The 15,199-nt window shown below is 54.9% G+C and carries 23 protein-coding genes; 8 read left to right on the top strand and 15 right to left on the bottom strand.

Annotation, left to right across the window (positions count from 1 at the left end):
- Positions 1–93: 93 nt before the first annotated feature.
- From soxA to ABWV33_RS19080, 6 genes are all read right to left on the bottom strand, one after another.
- Complete coding sequence (gene soxA, locus ABWV33_RS19105) at positions 94–945, bottom strand: sulfur oxidation c-type cytochrome SoxA (RefSeq protein WP_353333096.1); 852 nt, start codon at positions 943–945, stop codon at positions 94–96.
- Between the two features lie 39 nt (positions 946–984).
- Positions 985–1,314, bottom strand: a complete 330-nt coding sequence (soxZ, locus tag ABWV33_RS19100) for a thiosulfate oxidation carrier complex protein SoxZ (protein ID WP_113822624.1) — start codon at positions 1,312–1,314, stop codon at positions 985–987.
- A 34-nt stretch (positions 1,315–1,348) separates the two neighbouring features.
- Positions 1,349–1,765, bottom strand: a complete 417-nt coding sequence (gene soxY, locus ABWV33_RS19095) for a thiosulfate oxidation carrier protein SoxY (protein ID WP_353333048.1) — start codon at positions 1,763–1,765, stop codon at positions 1,349–1,351.
- Between the two features lie 46 nt (positions 1,766–1,811).
- Positions 1,812–2,288: a sulfur oxidation c-type cytochrome SoxX gene (gene soxX, locus ABWV33_RS19090; RefSeq protein ID WP_113822622.1), complete on the bottom strand. Its 477-nt coding sequence runs from the start codon at positions 2,286–2,288 to the stop codon at positions 1,812–1,814.
- 176 nt (positions 2,289–2,464) lie between these two features.
- Complete coding sequence (locus ABWV33_RS19085; protein ID WP_164622191.1) at positions 2,465–3,043, bottom strand: thioredoxin family protein; 579 nt, start codon at positions 3,041–3,043, stop codon at positions 2,465–2,467.
- Positions 3,044–3,059: 16 nt separating this feature from the next.
- Complete coding sequence (locus tag ABWV33_RS19080) at positions 3,060–3,797, bottom strand: cytochrome c biogenesis CcdA family protein (RefSeq protein ID WP_113822620.1); 738 nt, start codon at positions 3,795–3,797, stop codon at positions 3,060–3,062.
- A 96-nt stretch (positions 3,798–3,893) separates the two neighbouring features.
- Between ABWV33_RS19080 and ABWV33_RS19075 the strand changes: the two genes are divergently transcribed.
- From ABWV33_RS19075 to ABWV33_RS19065, 3 genes are all read left to right on the top strand, one after another.
- Positions 3,894–4,271 carry a thioredoxin fold domain-containing protein gene (locus ABWV33_RS19075; protein WP_353333045.1) on the top strand — a complete coding sequence of 126 codons (378 nt, stop codon included), beginning with the start codon at positions 3,894–3,896 and terminating at the stop codon, positions 4,269–4,271.
- A gap of 133 nt (positions 4,272–4,404) precedes the next feature.
- Positions 4,405–4,740 carry an ArsR/SmtB family transcription factor gene (locus ABWV33_RS19070; RefSeq protein ID WP_164622189.1) on the top strand — a complete coding sequence of 112 codons (336 nt, stop codon included), beginning with the start codon at positions 4,405–4,407 and terminating at the stop codon, positions 4,738–4,740.
- Between the two features lie 61 nt (positions 4,741–4,801).
- On the top strand, positions 4,802–5,860 hold the full coding sequence (locus ABWV33_RS19065) for a YeeE/YedE family protein (protein WP_353333042.1): 1,059 nt from the start codon (positions 4,802–4,804) through the stop codon (positions 5,858–5,860).
- A gap of 50 nt (positions 5,861–5,910) precedes the next feature.
- Here ABWV33_RS19065 and ABWV33_RS19060 read toward each other — a convergent pair whose 3' ends face one another.
- Entirely contained in the window at positions 5,911–6,423 is a 513-nt protein-coding gene (locus ABWV33_RS19060) for a PhnA domain-containing protein (RefSeq protein ID WP_353333041.1), read from the bottom strand.
- Between the two features lie 149 nt (positions 6,424–6,572).
- Here ABWV33_RS19060 and ABWV33_RS19055 point away from each other — a divergent pair, with 149 nt between their 5' ends.
- Complete coding sequence (locus tag ABWV33_RS19055; protein ID WP_121999325.1) at positions 6,573–6,815, top strand: CDGSH iron-sulfur domain-containing protein; 243 nt, start codon at positions 6,573–6,575, stop codon at positions 6,813–6,815.
- Positions 6,816–6,835: 20 nt separating this feature from the next.
- Here ABWV33_RS19055 and ABWV33_RS19050 read toward each other — a convergent pair whose 3' ends face one another.
- From ABWV33_RS19050 to ABWV33_RS19035, 4 genes are all read right to left on the bottom strand, one after another.
- Positions 6,836–7,096: a DUF6455 family protein gene (locus ABWV33_RS19050; RefSeq protein WP_113822614.1), complete on the bottom strand. Its 261-nt coding sequence runs from the start codon at positions 7,094–7,096 to the stop codon at positions 6,836–6,838.
- Positions 7,097–7,101: 5 nt separating this feature from the next.
- The gene (locus ABWV33_RS19045; RefSeq protein ID WP_121999324.1) at positions 7,102–7,362 is read right to left on the bottom strand and encodes a DUF6455 family protein; all 261 of its coding nucleotides are present in this window, start codon (positions 7,360–7,362) and stop codon (positions 7,102–7,104) included.
- A gap of 63 nt (positions 7,363–7,425) precedes the next feature.
- A complete protein-coding gene (locus ABWV33_RS19040) occupies positions 7,426–7,797 on the bottom strand; it encodes a YigZ family protein (protein WP_121999323.1) in 372 nt (123 codons plus the stop codon).
- Positions 7,794–8,495, bottom strand: coding sequence for a M48 family metallopeptidase (locus ABWV33_RS19035; protein ID WP_164622185.1), 702 nt, complete (start codon positions 8,493–8,495; stop codon positions 7,794–7,796). The genes ABWV33_RS19040 and ABWV33_RS19035 overlap by 4 nt, the downstream gene beginning before the upstream one ends.
- Before the next feature lie 119 nt (positions 8,496–8,614).
- Here ABWV33_RS19035 and ABWV33_RS19030 point away from each other — a divergent pair, with 119 nt between their 5' ends.
- Positions 8,615–8,872: a DUF8831 family protein gene (locus ABWV33_RS19030; RefSeq protein WP_113822610.1), complete on the top strand. Its 258-nt coding sequence runs from the start codon at positions 8,615–8,617 to the stop codon at positions 8,870–8,872.
- An 11-nt stretch (positions 8,873–8,883) separates the two neighbouring features.
- Here the strand turns inward: ABWV33_RS19030 and ABWV33_RS19025 are convergent, their stop codons facing one another.
- Complete coding sequence (locus ABWV33_RS19025) at positions 8,884–9,135, bottom strand: DUF167 domain-containing protein (RefSeq protein ID WP_353333037.1); 252 nt, start codon at positions 9,133–9,135, stop codon at positions 8,884–8,886.
- 986 nt (positions 9,136–10,121) lie between these two features.
- Between ABWV33_RS19025 and ABWV33_RS19020 the strand changes: the two genes are divergently transcribed.
- Together ABWV33_RS19020 and ABWV33_RS19015 are read left to right on the top strand one after the other, a co-directional pair.
- Positions 10,122–10,700, top strand: coding sequence for a nitroreductase family protein (locus tag ABWV33_RS19020; RefSeq protein WP_113822607.1), 579 nt, complete (start codon positions 10,122–10,124; stop codon positions 10,698–10,700).
- The gene (locus ABWV33_RS19015; protein ID WP_353333035.1) at positions 10,697–11,392 is read left to right on the top strand and encodes an EI24 domain-containing protein; all 696 of its coding nucleotides are present in this window, start codon (positions 10,697–10,699) and stop codon (positions 11,390–11,392) included. The genes ABWV33_RS19020 and ABWV33_RS19015 overlap by 4 nt, the downstream gene beginning before the upstream one ends.
- Positions 11,393–11,402: 10 nt before the next feature.
- Here ABWV33_RS19015 and ABWV33_RS19010 read toward each other — a convergent pair whose 3' ends face one another.
- The gene (locus ABWV33_RS19010; RefSeq protein WP_113822606.1) at positions 11,403–11,678 is read right to left on the bottom strand and encodes a DUF1467 family protein; all 276 of its coding nucleotides are present in this window, start codon (positions 11,676–11,678) and stop codon (positions 11,403–11,405) included.
- A 49-nt stretch (positions 11,679–11,727) separates the two neighbouring features.
- Positions 11,728–12,132, bottom strand: a complete 405-nt coding sequence (gene mce / locus ABWV33_RS19005) for a methylmalonyl-CoA epimerase (RefSeq protein ID WP_121999317.1) — start codon at positions 12,130–12,132, stop codon at positions 11,728–11,730.
- A gap of 145 nt (positions 12,133–12,277) precedes the next feature.
- Here mce and ABWV33_RS19000 point away from each other — a divergent pair, with 145 nt between their 5' ends.
- Positions 12,278–12,997: a response regulator gene (locus ABWV33_RS19000; protein ID WP_353333032.1), complete on the top strand. Its 720-nt coding sequence runs from the start codon at positions 12,278–12,280 to the stop codon at positions 12,995–12,997.
- A 264-nt stretch (positions 12,998–13,261) separates the two neighbouring features.
- Here ABWV33_RS19000 and aspS read toward each other — a convergent pair whose 3' ends face one another.
- Positions 13,262–15,115, bottom strand: a complete 1,854-nt coding sequence (gene aspS / locus ABWV33_RS18995; protein WP_353333030.1) for an aspartate--tRNA ligase — start codon at positions 15,113–15,115, stop codon at positions 13,262–13,264.
- Between the last annotated feature and the right edge of the window lie 84 nt (positions 15,116–15,199).

Raw genomic sequence — 15,199 nt, 5'->3', positions numbered from 1 at the left:
GAGCTGCTTTCCATACTTCACGCATTCACATTTGTGAATTCATTTGAATAAAAATGACCCCGCACCGGAAAGCCGGCGCGGGGCAAGGGGATATTAGTTGCGCACCGAAGGGGCTTCGACCGACAGGCCGTTGCCACGTGATGCTACATAAAGCTCAAGTGCGACAAAATCCGAACCGCCGGGCTTGTAAGTCTCGGCGCGGGTGTCACGTACACAGCCTTTGAAACGGGCATGCGCATTGTTGAGCTTGGTGTTTTTCAAGCGATACACCGGAAAGCCGTTGATCTGGCCTTGGCTCAGGTGGTCAGCACGGATCATGTTGCCATAATTGTCTTCATGGCAGTTCGCGCACGACAGTTCGAGCTGACCAGTACGCGTGTAATACATTTCCTTGCCTTTTTCCCAAGCCGCCTGGGCCGGACCATCAATGGCAACATTGACGGGCATGCCGCGCGACTGAACAGAGATCAGAGCCTCCATCGCGGTCATTTTGCCACCCGTGTATTTCCACTTTTCGGCACCCATCTGGTTTTCACGACAGTCGTTGATCTGATGCGCGAGGGTGCGCACTTCGCCGGCTGTCTCGTTCCATTTGGGATAGACGGCGCGAACGCCGGCCATGCTTCCCTCGACATCGTCATGGCAGGACGCGCATGACTTGCCTTCGGATCCGTCAACCTGGTCCCACGTTTCCAATGCCTGATCGACAAAGATCATGCCCGGATTGTCGAAATCGTCTGTCTGCAACGCCTGAGTTTCGTCAGAGCGATACAGCCAACCCGAATTGATCTCGTCCATAACATCGGAAATATGCGCCGGAGCTGCGGTCCGGGTGACCATGTCGATCTCCCCGTTCACCACCAGGCTTGCGCTTTCGTCGGCCATAGCAGGCGCTGCAAACGCGCAGGCTGCCACGGCGATGGCTGTGAGGGTTTTGGTCCCCATTGGCTTTGTCATTATGCGTGTCCTCCCTGTATGTACGATTCAGCCGATTGCGACTGATTTCTTGGTGTCGTAGACCGAACCGTCATCGTCATACCAAGTGAACACAAAGTCACCGGCTTCGGGCACGGTGGCCTCGAACTGGAAGTAAGGGTTGGTCGAAATCGCCGATTCCATTTTGACGTCGACAACCGACTGGCCGTTGAACTCACAGGTAAAGCGATTGATGATCGAGCGCGGGATGAGGTTACCCTCTTTGTCCTTGCGCTGGCCGCTTTCCATTTTGTGGCTGATCAGGGTCTTGATCGTGATCGCCTCGCCAGCAGCGGCTTTTTTCGGGACCTTGACGCGGGGTTTTACACCAGATGCCATTTTAAATTCTCCTAAATATCAACAGGGGCAGCGTTTAGCCGCCACACCCGCCGATGGTCACTTTCACAGTCGAGCTGGCTTTGACGAATGAACCGTCAGCCATCTTGGCGAGCGCGATAACGTCCTGCGTGCCCGCCAGACGAATCCGGGTTGCGGCAGCCTGAGACGCGGCCAGAGGACCAAAGTTAAAGGTCGCAACACCCGGTGTCGGGTTCCCTGCAGCCAGAACCATGATCGACACAGCACCGGGGGCCGATACTTCGATCGGAACAGTGTTGCCGTTTTCAGCGATTTCCGGCGCGGTCAGGGTGATACCACCCTCGTCCACAGCGGCACCGCCGGTGAATTCTTCGATAGCAGCGTCTGACGAAGCCGACACCCGAAAGGGCAGCACTGTCAGAGCCGCTGCGCCCAGGGCCAGGCCCAAGGTGTCACGACGTGAGAAATCCATATTCTCTACTCCTTTACAAATCATAAGCTCGCGGCAGAGACGCGACTTATTCGTCTTTCAGTGTCACGAGGAAGGCGACCACATCTTCGATTTCCTGAGCTGTCAGGATCGGGGTCAGTGCCTCGGTCGGGGCTTTGCCGGTATAGGCATCACCGGGACGGATGAAGCCATCCATTTTGTAGAACGCAGGCATCATTGTGCCCTCAAAGGTCATTTTGGCATTTGCAACCAAACCGCGCAGCTCTGCTTCGGTCCAGCGATCACCAGCTCCATCCATCAGCGGGCCAACTTCACCGTGGAATGGCACATCAGCCAGCGCAGTGATTTCATGGCAAGCAACACAGTTGCCTTTGGATTTGGTACCCATAATGATCGCGCCGTTGGCTGCGTCTCCGGCAGTGCCGGTGAGCGAGGCTTCGATTGCGCCATCTTCGGTGAATGCGACCTCTTTAGGTCCAACTTCGCCTGCGAGTGCGGCGCCACCGAACAGCGCAGCGGCCAGTGTCAGAGATGTAAGCTTCATGTTTCCTCCCATTGGCTGCCACGCGTTGCGCGGCTAACTTAGCTTTGCATACCGTAGGCTACCGGGCGGTCAGAACGCAACAACAAATTCACGAATATGAATTGTTATAATCTTTTGTCGCAGATCGAAAATATTTCCGAATGTTTTCAGGTGCCCTAGGGGCATCTTTCCCAGAGTTACCGGGTGTCGCCGTCGTCACGCTCTCGAATCATACGTGCGTGATAGCGTTGAAAATCTTCTTCAGATTGATCTAGGTAACGTTCTTCTGCCACCCAATTCAACAGATCAAATGTCGTTCCCGCTGAAAAAGCACCCGGCATCATGGCGACGGCCTGCTGGGACACGGGCAGGGACGGGTCCAACTCGGTCGGTAAAAACACCATAGTCGGCGTGAAAAGTACCCCCCAACGGCGTGTTGCCTGCTTTTCCGTCAGGCTTTCCCCATCCGCATCAATTACTTCGGTGTCGCCATGCAAATTGATTTGCACAGGGAAATACGCATCTTCCAACATGGATTTCACGCGCGGATCCGAAAACGTGTTTTCGTGCATATCCTGACAGTACAGGCATCCACGTTGTTCGACGATCAAGAGCAGGCGCTTGCCTTCTGAATTTGCTTCCTCGAAATCTTCTTGCAGATCCTTAAAGGTATCGCGCATCCAGTCTGCTTTGTGCAAACCATCATCGCCAATTTCGGACGCAGCCAAAGGCGCCGCAAGACACAGAGCAATCACACCCGCAAATAGTCGATTCATCACTTAGTCTCCTGTTTTAACCAACATTCACAAAGCCCGGCACCCATCGGATCATCGCATCCGCAATCAGACTAACACCTCCGGTGGCGATCAGAATAGCAAATACGATCAACATGACACCCATGCCCTTTTCAACCCAGGCAAAGGCCGCGCGATGTCTTTGAACCCAAGCCAGAAACGGTTTGGCGAACAAAGCCGCCACGATAAAAGGGGCCGTCATCCCTGCCCCGTAAAAGAACAACAAAACCGCCCCGCGCCAAATGTCACCCATGCCGCTGGCGATCATCAAGATCGACGCAAGCGCGGGTCCGACGCATGGGGTCCACCCAAACCCAAATGCCAGCCCCATCAGATATGCACCCAGCACGGTAGTGGCTTCGGCGCTGCTTTCCATTCGGGCCTCACGGTACAGCAAGGGCACTTTGATGACGCCCAGAAAGTGCAGACCAAAAACCAACAGGATGACCGCCGCCACATATGACAAGGTGTCTAAATACTGACCCAACACCTGCCCTAATGCGGTTGCCCCCATGCCAAGCAACATGAAAATCGTGGTCACCCCGGCGGCAAACATCACGGCCGAAATCAACAGTCGACGCTGCGCACCCGGCGCAATTTCACCATCCCCACGCAATTCAGACATGCTGAGGCCGCCCATATACGACAGATAAAATGGCACCATTGGCAGGATACAAGGCGTAAAAAAGCTAAGAAGCCCTGCAAACGCTGCGCCATAGATGGAAACTTCGAGCATATCACGACCTCTTTACCCTGATGCACAGGGGCGCAACTTGAATCATTCACACATTCAGATTACGTTGTGTGACAAATTCAGGTCAACGGGTTCCCTATGTTCAAACTCAACAATCTTTTTGCGTCGGCGCTGTCAATCTGCTTGGCGCTGCCCGTCACGGCTGCTGACCTTGTCATGGTTGAGCAGACAGGGTGCAGCTGGTGCGAGAAATGGAACAACGAAATCGGTCCGATCTATCCCAAAACCAGCGAAGGCAAGTTTGCCCCGCTCAGCCGGGTTGATTTGCGCAATATGCCCTCAGCCCTGAAGGTTGCACGACGCGTTACGTTTACACCGACGTTCTTGTTGGTCGAAGACGGACAGGAAATCGGACGGCTCGAAGGGTACCCCGGTGAAGATTTCTTTTGGCCTGTGCTTGAACAACTGCTGATAAAACACACAGACTATATCGCCCCCCCGAAGATCAACGGATGACGCTGCGACCCAAGATAACGCGAACGTGTACGCACACATGGAAAAGACCCAATACATAGTGTAGCTATCACGACGTTTGAAACAGACGATGACACGGGAGAACCTCCACCAACCGTGGAGAGAGGAAAACAAAATGGCCCTGCCTCAGTTTAATGCCGACATGGCAGAAGAAGAACTCGATCAAATGGTCGACAATGCGACCACTGCATCCAACTTCCTCAAAGCGATCAGCCACGAGGGGCGGTTGATGATCCTGTGTCATCTGGTCTCTGGCGAAAAATCGGTCACCGAGTTGGAAGAGCTGCTTGCAGCGCGTCAAGCTGCCGTGTCCCAGCAATTGTCTCGCCTGCGTCTTGAAGGTCTGGTCATCCCGAGGCGCGAAGGCAAAGCAATCTATTACCGTTTGGCGGACGAACGGCCGCGACGGATTCTAGAAGTTGTATATGAACTATTCTGCGAAAAAGCCTGATCCGCGCCGCATTTGAAAGTCGGACGTCAAAGACGCAGCCACACATGGGAGATTGGAAACCATGTTCGCTTGGATGACAGACAGTCAGCTTGTTGCCCTGATTGGTATGTTCGGTGGCATTCTGCTGGGTCTGGCCGCGCGCTTGGGCCGGTTTTGCACGCTGGGTGCCATTGAGGACCTTTTGTACGGCGGCTCTGACACACGGTTGCGTATGTGGGGGTTGGCGGTTGGCACTGCCGTCATCGGCAGCTTCGCCCTCATCGGTTCGGATCTGTTGCATGCTGAAGAAAGCTATTATCTGTCGATCCGGTGGATGCCTCTGGCGTCCATCGTAGGTGGATTGATGTTTGGCTATGGCATGGCCCTGTCCGGAAATTGTGGATATGGGGCGATTGCGCGTCTTGGCGGTGGGGATCTCAGATCTTTTGTCATCGTTCTGGTGATGGGAATTTCGACCTATGTGACGCTGTACGGTCCCCTCGCCCCCATTCGCAACGCCCTGTTTTTCCAACATGAACTGACCAATGACACACCGCCGGGGCTTGCTCACTATATTGCAGGTTGGAGCGGGTTTGCCTTGGCTCCGATTGGCATTAGTGTTGGTTTAGCCATTTGCGCCACCGCCCTTATGTCCAAATCGCTGCGCCAAGAACCCAAAGCGATTTTCTGGTCTGTTATGGTGGGGATTGCCATCACCTCTGGTTGGGCGGGCACACAATGGGTTTCGGAGGCCGGCTTTGAGGCTTTGCCCGTTGTCTCGCATAGTTTTTCAGCTCCCGTAGGGGAAACCATCCTGTTTGCCATGACCGGGAGCTTGCGTCCCATCTCCTTTGCGGTTGGGTCGGTTGCTGGCGTCTGGTTTGGTGCGTTCATAGGTTCGATGATACGCGGGCATTTCCGTTGGGAGGCCTGTGACGACCCGCGCGAGTTGCGCCGACAAATTGTTGGGGCCGCCATCATGGGGTCCGGTGCCGTGATCGCCATGGGCTGTACAGTTGGACAAGGCATGACCGCCTTTAGTTTGCTGGCGATCAGCGCACCGGTAACGGTTCTGGCTATCTTCGCAGGCGCCGCATTTGGGCTGCGCCAACTTATCGAAGGGTTCCGGGTTGCCGAGTAATCCGATCTAGACCGCGGGCGCAGACTGAAATGCGTGCAGCTTCGCGATGGTCAGCGCTTTTTGACAAACTTGGTCAGGATCACAATGCGCTGCCCGTCCACACGCCCTTCGATATGTTCCGGATTATCCAGAACCAACGAGATTGAGCGCACCGCCGTGCCCCGCTTGGCTGTGAACCCTGCGCCTTTGACAGGCAGATCCTTGATCAACACAACAGTATCGCCCTGCACCAGCACGCTGCCGTTGCTGTCCCGGTGTCCGGTATCGGCGACGATACCCGCATCGACCCAGACCTGCATTTCATCATCCAACCAAAGCTGTTCAGACAAATCACGTGCCCAATCCTGGTCCGACAAGCGGGCCAACAAACGCGCCGACAGCACCTGAACTGCAGGCTGGTCTGACCACATAGAAGCGGAAAGACAGCGCCAGTGGGTGGGGTCCAACTCACCATTGATCTGATCGGTGCAGAGTGAACAAATCTCAGCATCTGCATCGTTTGGGCCACCAGTCACGGCAAAGACTGCAACAGGGGCATCAGCGGAGCAAAGAGCGCAAGACATGTAGGATTCCGATCGTCTGAATGAGCTTTCTCGGCGTTCTATAGGCAACGAACACACGGAATGACAGTTAGAAGACCATCCAGCCCTATGCTTTTTGAAACGTTACGCTATCTTTCCCGGAATGTTAGCCATCCCAAGAGGAGAGCCAGATGTCAGATACCCCCGTCGTCGCACAAAAATCGCCATTTCCGGTCGAAGTGACCGAAGGCAAAACCTATTTCTGGTGTTCCTGCGGTAAGTCCAGCAAGCAACCTTTTTGTGATGGATCACATAAGGGCTCCGACTTTGCACCGGTAAAATTCACCGCCCCGGCGGATAAGAAAGTGTTCTTTTGCGGTTGCAAAGCGAGCGCTAAATCCCCGCTTTGCGACGGCAGCCATTCCAAACTCTAGGAGGCGGCCAAGTTAGTTATCTAACACCGCAGTCCGTTCAAAACCTCTGCGTTTACACAATGCATCGGGGCCTCTTCGGCTTTGGTCGTTTGACTGGCAAGCCACAACTGGCAGGTGTCCGCACACTCAGCACTGCGGCAGCGCGTGACGAGCGTTGCATAGTCGGCTTCGCTCAGCTGCCCCTCAGCCATGGCTTGAGACAGGGAGACCCCCATACACCGTGCGACAGAGCGGGTCAGCCAAAAGTGGCGATTGATCGGACCAAGAGTTGCGCGTGTCATGATGTTCAACGGTCCTTTGCGGCAAGTGTGTCAAACAGCCTGCTGTTCTGACAATATTCCGGGCTGATTGCAGAGAGGCTGCGCTGATCTAACCAGCGGCTGCAATTGGCTGGGTTTGAACACTGGGTGCAATTCAGCACCGCCTCCGAGATATCATCAATAGACACCTCTCCGGCCAAGGCTTTGTCTTGCAAATCAATCCCGCGGGTCGAAGCCATGCGATCCACAAGAATGGCATGGCGTTTGAGTTGGGCTCGGTCAGACATCTGCGTATCCTCTGCTTCTGCCCGAACCTTAGTCCCACGTCTTTGAGCGGCCCATGACTCAGATCAAGAGGCCGCAATCCCTTGATCTTCGAAATAGGCCCGCACCGCATCCTGCACCCGTCGAAATCGATCACCGCCCAACTTTTTCCCACCGTACCATCGTGTTACGATGATCACGTGGTCCTTCAGTTCTGCTCGTTCCATCATTCTGAGGATCACGATACCTGCACCGGACTCACCATCATCAGCCTTGAGCGCGCCTTGCGGCAGCACAGCTGCCCAAGTGTTATGGGTCGCTTTGGCATAGGCTTTGTCTCTCTTCAGCTCAGCCAGAACCGCGTCAACGTCTGCCCGAGATTGGACGCGAGCCCCTGTCACCGCGTATTTTGACCCTCGGTCAGTCAAAATGACGCCCAAACTAATCAAGTTTGTCATTGCGCCCTCGTAAGCTTGGTCACAGTTGCCTGAACCAATGCGATACGCTCCTGGTTCGGCGGATGTGAGCCAAAGAATTTATCACCGGGGTCAGGCAATCTCGCAAAGAAATTTGCACCCGCCAAAGGATCATATCCAGCGCCATAAGCGATAACTGTGCCCAGTTCGTCCGCCTCAAGTTCGAATTCCTTTGAGTATTCAACCGCCCCGACCGCTGCGCCCAGCTTCTTTGCGTATTCAAGCTCGCGTTTACTGGTGTTTCCAGTACGTCGGGCCAGTTTTACAAACTCATCCGCCCCTCGAGCTGCATTTTCAGCCTGCCGATCCAGATGTCCCAAAATATGATGCGCAGCCTCATGGCTCATGACAAAGGCCAGTTCGTCTTTGTTCCCGGCCTCTAGGATCATCGCAGCGGTAAACGTAATCACAGGCCGCCCTTGATCATCCACGCTTTGATAGGCATTGGCCTGCGCCCGAGGATCTGGATCAACCCCAATGCGAAAGTCGCAGTTCACCTTTTTTGCTCGGGCACGGCATGCCTGAACAGCGCGCGGGCCAATCGTCTGGCTAACCTCGGTAAAGCTGCGGATCGCGACATCGACGCGTGATCCGGGCACGATGTCAGACGGCTGTCTGGTCAGGGGAACAGGAGCACATGCCGAAACGAGCCCCGCAATAAGCAAGATCAGGCGGCGCATGAGATGACCTTTCAGCAAGAGCAATTGACGATAGATTACCCCGCTCTTTCCGGGGCTTCTACCCTTGTCTGTTTCATATTGGGGTTGCAAAGAATGCGACGCGTCGGCACTCTGAGCTTATGTTTACAATCGAGCATGAATTTGACGCCACTGTGATCACCTTGGTGGACGAAGGCGAAGTCCCTCTGCAAGAGGATGTGACGATAAACTCGTTTGCAGAATGCATCACTATTGAACAAGTGAACCCTCGTACCGATCAGATCCAGACCATTACCCTGTCGCCGGAACAATTGCGCGACCTTGCGGCCGCACTTGATCTGCCCGAGGGGGTATATCAACTGCGTTTGACCCAGACAGACGATCAGCCTTCTTCGTAAACAAACGTTTTTTACCGCGCGGTTTGCCCTCGGATCAGATTAAGGCGCGTTTGTGCCACCCCCATCGCTGCTGCCAGAACATGACGAACAGCCGCATTTGCTTTACCGTTTTCGGGTACGGTGGTCACCGTCATGCGCAACCCCTCAGCCGTCGCGATCAGACTAGTCCGCGCCGCTTTGGGTGTGACGCGCAAGCTGATCTCTTGTCCGGGAACGGCAAGATGGCTGAGGTCAGGCAGGTTCTTAAGTTTTGGTTTGGCCATGGCCTGTTATGGCAGGAACAGCCCAAGTCTGCAGCCCCCTGCAAAACGGGAAATGTGCCGGAATTGCGTGAAGCAAGGGAAGCGCCAGAAACTCTGATTGAACTTTGCTCATTCCCTTCGCTCTCTACTGCGGAACGTACAATGTGAACGAATGAGGCAGTGCACAATCACATCCACAGGGTTCTTTTGGGACGAGCGGCATTTCTGGTACTTAGGCGGGAATTACGCCTTTACGCTGCCGGTCAATGGGCTGGCACTACCTTTGGTGACACGGGGAGGGTCAGAGGGCCCTGAGACCAAGCGCCGTTAGAATAAACTCATGGATGTGACGGGGTTGTCCACCGATCTGGACATACAAGAGGCAATGCCAGCAACGCGTGATGATCTGCTGCGCGCGGCTGGCACACGACCTTGATGGCTTCAAACGTCTGTCAGATGCGGAGTGTGGGGAAGCGCCCAAAGGCGCTCCATTTGGGGCAGGTGTTTTCTGATATTGCGGCGCTTTCAACTGGATTGAGTAAAGCAGATGACCCGCCGGTAGAGGTTTTGCAGGCCCTTCAACCTTCGTTCAAATTCGATGCTTTCCTAAAAGAACTGGTCACTGACATTGCAACTGAATTGTCCCCGCCACCCTTGCATCAGAATAATCAGAACTCATCCCCGCGCGGCCCACGGTAATAATCCTTGCTCGCCCGCCGTTCTGCAGCGGTTCGGCCCGGCGGCGGTGGCAGGCTGCCCGCAGATGTCGAGATTCCGAAGGAGGCGTTACCTGACACACTCGGCTGGCAGGCCGTCAATACCAGTGCGGCGCAGGCAACAAGCGGGAAGATTTTGAGCATGATACATTCTTACTGTTTGATCCTGTTGCTTATGCAGTTAAACCGAATTCAGCAACGCACAACCCCAATGAACATTATATGTTTCCTCTTGAAAACTGTACGCAGCCATCCGAGATAATAGAAACTAAATGTAAATAGGCTTCACATATGTCCCTTCACAGCCCCGCTGCTTTGGAATTTCTACTCTCCCGTCGCTCTCGTCCTGCAAAGACCCTGGTTGCCCCTGCCCCGACCCGAGATGAACTCGCCCCGCTGCTTACTGCTGCGGCCCGATGCCCCGATCATGGAAAATTGGAGCCTTGGCGTTTTATTGTGCTTGAGAAAGGTGCCATGGCGCGTTTGTCTCAGCTTACAAAAACCCGTGGCCTTGCTTTGGGAAAATCACCAGAAGAGATTACCAAAGGCCAGAGCCAATTTGATCTTGGGCACCTTGCGGTTGTTGTGATCGAAGTCCAAAAACCATCCGCAAAAGTCCCCGCCATTGAACAAACCTATTCTGCTGGTGCTGTGTGCCTTTCCCTTCTTAACGCGGCTCTTGCTGCTGGATGGGGGGCGAATTGGCTGTCAGGCTGGATTTCACACGATCGCTCATTTTGCGAAGAAGGGCTGGGCCTTGCCCCAAATGAAAAGGTCGCTGGCCTCATTCATATCGCCACCCAAGGTGCGACCCCGCCTGAGCGCCCACGCCCCGATCTGAGCACTATGACCGAGTGGATTTCTGAATGATTATTATCTCTTCGTTTCTCAAGGCGCTTGGGCAAATCCCTGACCCACGCTTTCGCAAAGTGCTATTCATGGGCATCGGTTTGACCTTTGCGCTGCTGATTGCCGCCTACGCGGCGTTCCTGTGGGTGATAGAAATCTTTGTTGGTCCCGAAGCGACCCTGCCGGTCTTGGGTCAGGTGACATGGCTGAACGACTTGCTGAGCGTTTCGTCGTTTATCTTCATGATGGTTTTGTCAGTATTTCTGATGGTTCCGGTTGCCTCGGCAATCACATCAATGTTTCTGGACGAGGTCGCTCAAGCCGTCGAAGACAAGCATTACCCGCACTTGCCAGCGGTTCCCAAAGTTCCTTTTGCGGATACCCTGCGCGATACGGTGAATTTTCTGGGACTGCTGATCGCGGCCAATATTATTGCCATAGTGCTTTATGTTTTCTTGGCACCGCTGGCGTTGTTCATTTTCTGGGGCATGAACGGATTTCTGCTGGGGCGAGAATACTTCACTCTTGCAGCCATGCGCCGTGTCGGACGCGAACGCGCCCGCGAACTGCGCTCAAAACATATCTGGACCATTTGGATGGCCGGTGTTTTGATGGCGATCCCCTTGTCAGTGCCCTTGGTTAACTTGCTGATCCCCATCCTAGGCGCTGCTACATTCACCCACATTTACCATGGGTTGACCGACCGCCGCTAAGCGGTCGGCGTTATTCTAAAGGCGCGATAACCGGCAGCAGGTCAAGTTCCGAAATCGGAAACTTACCTGATAGAATAATCCCGGATATCGCGACTGTAAGAACCAGAGCCACACCCGTCGTGATCCATGCCTTTTTCTTGAGGTGATGTTCTTGAGGCGCGCCTGCGTGGGTTCCGGGCTCGATTTTACCTAGGTCACCCTGCGTTTTCACGCGAATAGGCAGGGCAATCAGAAACGTCAGAAACCAAATAACCGCAAACAGAACAAGGGCCGAAGTGATGGACATGGGATGCTCCTGTTGCCCCTGACAGTTCAATCAAGGGCTACCGTTAGATTTAGACCTGCTCGAGTTCGACCAAGCAACCATTGAAATCTTTGGGGTGCAGGAACAAAACAGGCTTCCCGTGTGCGCCTATTTTCGGCTCCCCGGATCCGAGTACCCGCGCGCCTGTCTCTTTCAGATGATCCCGCGCCGCGATGATATCATCAACCTCGTAACATACATGGTGCATACCGCCCGAGGGGTTCTTTTCCAAAAAGCTCGTGATCGGGCTGTTATCCCCCAACGGATAGAGCAGTTCGATCTTTGTGTTCGGCAGTTCAATAAATACGACAGTTACACCGTGATCTGGCTCATCCTGAGGAGCGCCAACTTTGGCCCCCAGCGCATTGCGGTATTGGTCAGATGCGGCCTCAAGATCAGGCACAGCGATGGCTACATGGTTCAAACGACCGATCATGGCGGGTCTCCTCGCGAAATTGGGTTCGCGGCGTTATGCGGACTCCCCTGCCAAAGGGCAAGTGCGCCAATCCGCCCGATGCCATTAACCCCTTGTTAGCCAGCACTGCCTAGCCTGTTCAGGAGTTAGTCAGAGGAGCAATAGCATGGACGATTCGGACCCGTTTGCCGCACCACACCGCATTCCCAGTTCCACCCGCCCTTTGTTGGGCTTAACAATCCTAGCTGTCGAAGACAGCCGGTTTGCGTGCGAAGCAATGCGCTTGCTCTGTTTGCGCAGCGGCGCTCGAATTCGGCGCGCCGATTGTCTTACTTCTGCGCGTCGCCACCTTCAGATCTATCGCCCGTCTGCCATTATCGTGGACATGGGGTTACCCGACGGATCCGGCGCAGACCTTATCGAAGAGCTTGCCCACACCAGCCCGCGAATCGGGGTCATTCTTGGCACATCAGGAGATGACTTTGCTGAGGAGACCGCACTTTCCGCAGGCGCGGATGGCTTTTTGGCAAAGCCCGTCAGCTCGCTGGGCGCCTTCCAACGCGCTATCCTCTCTCTGCTGCCTGGTGATAGACAGCCACTGGGGCCGCGGCTGCTAACCGATGAGCACGTGCACCCAGACCCGATTGCCTATCAGGATGATATGGCACATGCGGCGGACGTATTATGCGACCTGAATGACACGCGCGGTCTCGACTACGCAGCGCAATTTCTAGGCGGCGTCGCCCGCAGTGCCAAAGATCACGTTCTTGCCTCAGCAGCCGAAGGGTTAGCGCGCGCGCGCGCCAGTGGGGCGCCAGTAACCAACGATGCTGCCCGCTTGGCTGGTCTTGTTCAAGAGCGACTGGAACGGCGGTTGGCAATCTGAGATGGCAGAGGTTTTTCTGGTCGCCCTGAGCTCGCTTGGCATTGTGTTGTATATTCAAGCCAGACTCGCCGCCCGCGAAATCCGCCGCAACCGGGCGAAAGATACAAGAGATAATTCCGTGACGGCCCGTTCCTTGGGGTAGCAATAATCGGGGACAGACGTGTCCCAGCACCCCAAGCTTAGGCCGGGCACACTGCAAAATTGACAACAAAAAAGGCGACGCACTTTCCATTGCATCGCCTTTTCGTTTTCTAGAGCGGGCTTTTACTGCTCTTGCGGGATCACACGGAGCCCCAGATCCATCAACTGGTCCGATGTGGGATCAGACGGTGCATCCATCATAAGATCCTCGGCACGCTGGTTCATCGGGAACATGATGACTTCGCGAATGTTCGCCTCGTCCGCCAACAACATAACGATCCGGTCGATACCAGCCGCACAACCACCGTGTGGAGGGGCACCGTACTGGAACGCGTTGACCATCCCGCCAAAGCGTTTTTCGACTTCTTCTTTGCCGTAGCCAGCAATTTCAAAGGCTTTGAACATGATTTCGGGACGATGGTTCCGAATTGCACCGGAAACCAGCTCAAACCCGTTACACGCGAGGTCATACTGATAGCCAAGAACGTCGAGCGGGTTGCCCAGCAACGCCTCCATGCCACCCTGCGGCATTGAGAAGGGGTTATGTTCAAAGTCGATCTTACCGGTCTCTTCGTCCTGCTCATAGATCGGGAAATCCACGATCCAAGCAAAGGCAAAGCGGGTTTTGTCTGTCAGGCCCAGCTCTTCGCCAATCACATTCCGGGCCTTGCCCGCAACGGTTTCAAAGGCTTTGGGCTTGCCGCCCAAGAAGAAGGCCGCATCGCCCACGTTCAGGCCCAGCTGCTGGCGAATGGCTTCGGTCCGTTCAGGGCCAATGTTCTTGGCCAACGGTCCTGCCGCTTCCATTCCACCTTTGACCTCGCCAGATTTCAGTTTGGCCTGCGCTTCTTTCACTGAAATACCCAGCTCTTGCGCCACCGCATCCGCCGTTTTTTCACGCCAGAAGATATAGCCCATGCCGGGCAGACCTTCTTTTTGCGCAAACACGTTCATCCGGTCGCAGAACTTACGCGAACCGCCTTTAGGGGCTGGGATGGCGCGAACTTCGGTGCCTTCCTGCTCAAGCAGTTTGGCAAAAATCGCAAATCCGGATCCGGCAAAATGCTCGGACACGACCTGCATCTTGATCGGATTACGTAGGTCGGGCTTGTCCGAGCCGTACCAAAGGGCGGCATCGCGATACGAAATCTGCGGCCACTCCTGATCCACTTTGCGACCACCGCCGAACTCTTCAAACACTCCGGTCAGAACAGGCTGAATAGTGTCAAAGATGTCCTGCTGCTCGACAAACGACATTTCGAGGTCGAGCTGATAGAAGTCGGTTGGTGACCGGTCTGCACGTGGGTCTTCGTCGCGGAAACACGGCGCGATCTGGAAGTATTTGTCGAACCCAGACACCATGATCAGCTGTTTGAACTGCTGTGGGGCCTGCGGCAGCGCATAAAACTTGCCCGGGTGCTGACGCGATGGGACCAAGAAGTCGCGCGCGCCTTCGGGGCTAGAAGCGGTAATGATCGGGGTTTGGTATTCGCGGAACTGTTTGTCCCACATACGACGGCGCATCGACGCAACCACGTCGGACCGCAGGGTCATATTGCGCTGCATCGCTTCACGACGCAGGTCAAGGTACCGGTAACGCAGGCGCGTTTCTTCGGGGTATTCTTGTTCGCCGAACACCATCAACGGCAGTTCTTTGGCGGCGCCCAGCACTTCGATGTCACGAATAAAGACTTCGATCTCACCGGTTGGAATCTTGGAGTTGATCAAGCTCTCATCGCGAGCTTTGACCTCACCGTCGATCCGAATGCACCATTCGCTGCGGACTTTTTCAATCTCTGCAAAGACGGGGCTGTCCGGATCGGCCATAACCTGTGTCATGCCATAATGGTCACGCAGGTCGATGAACAACAGCCCACCGTGATCGCGGACGCGATGCACCCAGCCCGACAAGCGGACATTCTGGCCCACATGGGATTTGTTTAGTTCAGCGCAAGTCTGCGAGCGAAAGGCATGCATAGGATAAGTCCCTCAAGGGCGGAAAATCGTCGCGCCGATACACCGCGCCTAGGCGCAGAAGTCAAGGGAAGTCACATACCAAAC

Source organism: Phaeobacter sp. NW0010-22 (assembly GCF_040365955.1).
Classification (GTDB): domain Bacteria; phylum Pseudomonadota; class Alphaproteobacteria; order Rhodobacterales; family Rhodobacteraceae; genus OMPR01.
Note: the sequence above shows the minus strand (reverse complement) of the source record. Positions and strands in the feature narration are given on the sequence as shown.

Excerpts from the sequence above, each read along its gene's own strand:
- soxA (WP_353333096.1), bottom strand. The coding sequence starts at position 945 with ATGGGGACCAAAACCCTCACAGCCATCGCCGTGGCAGCCTGCGCGTTT.
- soxZ (WP_113822624.1), bottom strand. The coding sequence starts at position 1,314 with ATGGCATCTGGTGTAAAACCCCGCGTCAAGGTCCCGAAAAAAGCCGCT.
- soxY (WP_353333048.1), bottom strand. The coding sequence starts at position 1,765 with ATGGATTTCTCACGTCGTGACACCTTGGGCCTGGCCCTGGGCGCAGCG.
- soxX (WP_113822622.1), bottom strand. The coding sequence starts at position 2,288 with ATGAAGCTTACATCTCTGACACTGGCCGCTGCGCTGTTCGGTGGCGCC.
- ABWV33_RS19085 (WP_164622191.1), bottom strand. The coding sequence starts at position 3,043 with ATGAATCGACTATTTGCGGGTGTGATTGCTCTGTGTCTTGCGGCGCCT.
- ABWV33_RS19080 (WP_113822620.1), bottom strand. The coding sequence starts at position 3,797 with ATGCTCGAAGTTTCCATCTATGGCGCAGCGTTTGCAGGGCTTCTTAGC.
- ABWV33_RS19075 (WP_353333045.1), top strand. The coding sequence starts at position 3,894 with ATGTTCAAACTCAACAATCTTTTTGCGTCGGCGCTGTCAATCTGCTTG.
- ABWV33_RS19070 (WP_164622189.1), top strand. The coding sequence starts at position 4,405 with ATGGCCCTGCCTCAGTTTAATGCCGACATGGCAGAAGAAGAACTCGAT.
- ABWV33_RS19065 (WP_353333042.1), top strand. The coding sequence starts at position 4,802 with ATGTTCGCTTGGATGACAGACAGTCAGCTTGTTGCCCTGATTGGTATG.
- ABWV33_RS19060 (WP_353333041.1), bottom strand. The coding sequence starts at position 6,423 with ATGTCTTGCGCTCTTTGCTCCGCTGATGCCCCTGTTGCAGTCTTTGCC.
- ABWV33_RS19055 (WP_121999325.1), top strand. The coding sequence starts at position 6,573 with ATGTCAGATACCCCCGTCGTCGCACAAAAATCGCCATTTCCGGTCGAA.
- ABWV33_RS19050 (WP_113822614.1), bottom strand. The coding sequence starts at position 7,096 with ATGACACGCGCAACTCTTGGTCCGATCAATCGCCACTTTTGGCTGACC.
- ABWV33_RS19045 (WP_121999324.1), bottom strand. The coding sequence starts at position 7,362 with ATGTCTGACCGAGCCCAACTCAAACGCCATGCCATTCTTGTGGATCGC.
- ABWV33_RS19040 (WP_121999323.1), bottom strand. The coding sequence starts at position 7,797 with ATGACAAACTTGATTAGTTTGGGCGTCATTTTGACTGACCGAGGGTCA.
- ABWV33_RS19035 (WP_164622185.1), bottom strand. The coding sequence starts at position 8,495 with ATGCGCCGCCTGATCTTGCTTATTGCGGGGCTCGTTTCGGCATGTGCT.
- ABWV33_RS19030 (WP_113822610.1), top strand. The coding sequence starts at position 8,615 with ATGTTTACAATCGAGCATGAATTTGACGCCACTGTGATCACCTTGGTG.
- ABWV33_RS19025 (WP_353333037.1), bottom strand. The coding sequence starts at position 9,135 with ATGGCCAAACCAAAACTTAAGAACCTGCCTGACCTCAGCCATCTTGCC.
- ABWV33_RS19020 (WP_113822607.1), top strand. The coding sequence starts at position 10,122 with ATGTCCCTTCACAGCCCCGCTGCTTTGGAATTTCTACTCTCCCGTCGC.
- ABWV33_RS19015 (WP_353333035.1), top strand. The coding sequence starts at position 10,697 with ATGATTATTATCTCTTCGTTTCTCAAGGCGCTTGGGCAAATCCCTGAC.
- ABWV33_RS19010 (WP_113822606.1), bottom strand. The coding sequence starts at position 11,678 with ATGTCCATCACTTCGGCCCTTGTTCTGTTTGCGGTTATTTGGTTTCTG.
- mce (WP_121999317.1), bottom strand. The coding sequence starts at position 12,132 with ATGATCGGTCGTTTGAACCATGTAGCCATCGCTGTGCCTGATCTTGAG.
- ABWV33_RS19000 (WP_353333032.1), top strand. The coding sequence starts at position 12,278 with ATGGACGATTCGGACCCGTTTGCCGCACCACACCGCATTCCCAGTTCC.
- aspS (WP_353333030.1), bottom strand. The coding sequence starts at position 15,115 with ATGCATGCCTTTCGCTCGCAGACTTGCGCTGAACTAAACAAATCCCAT.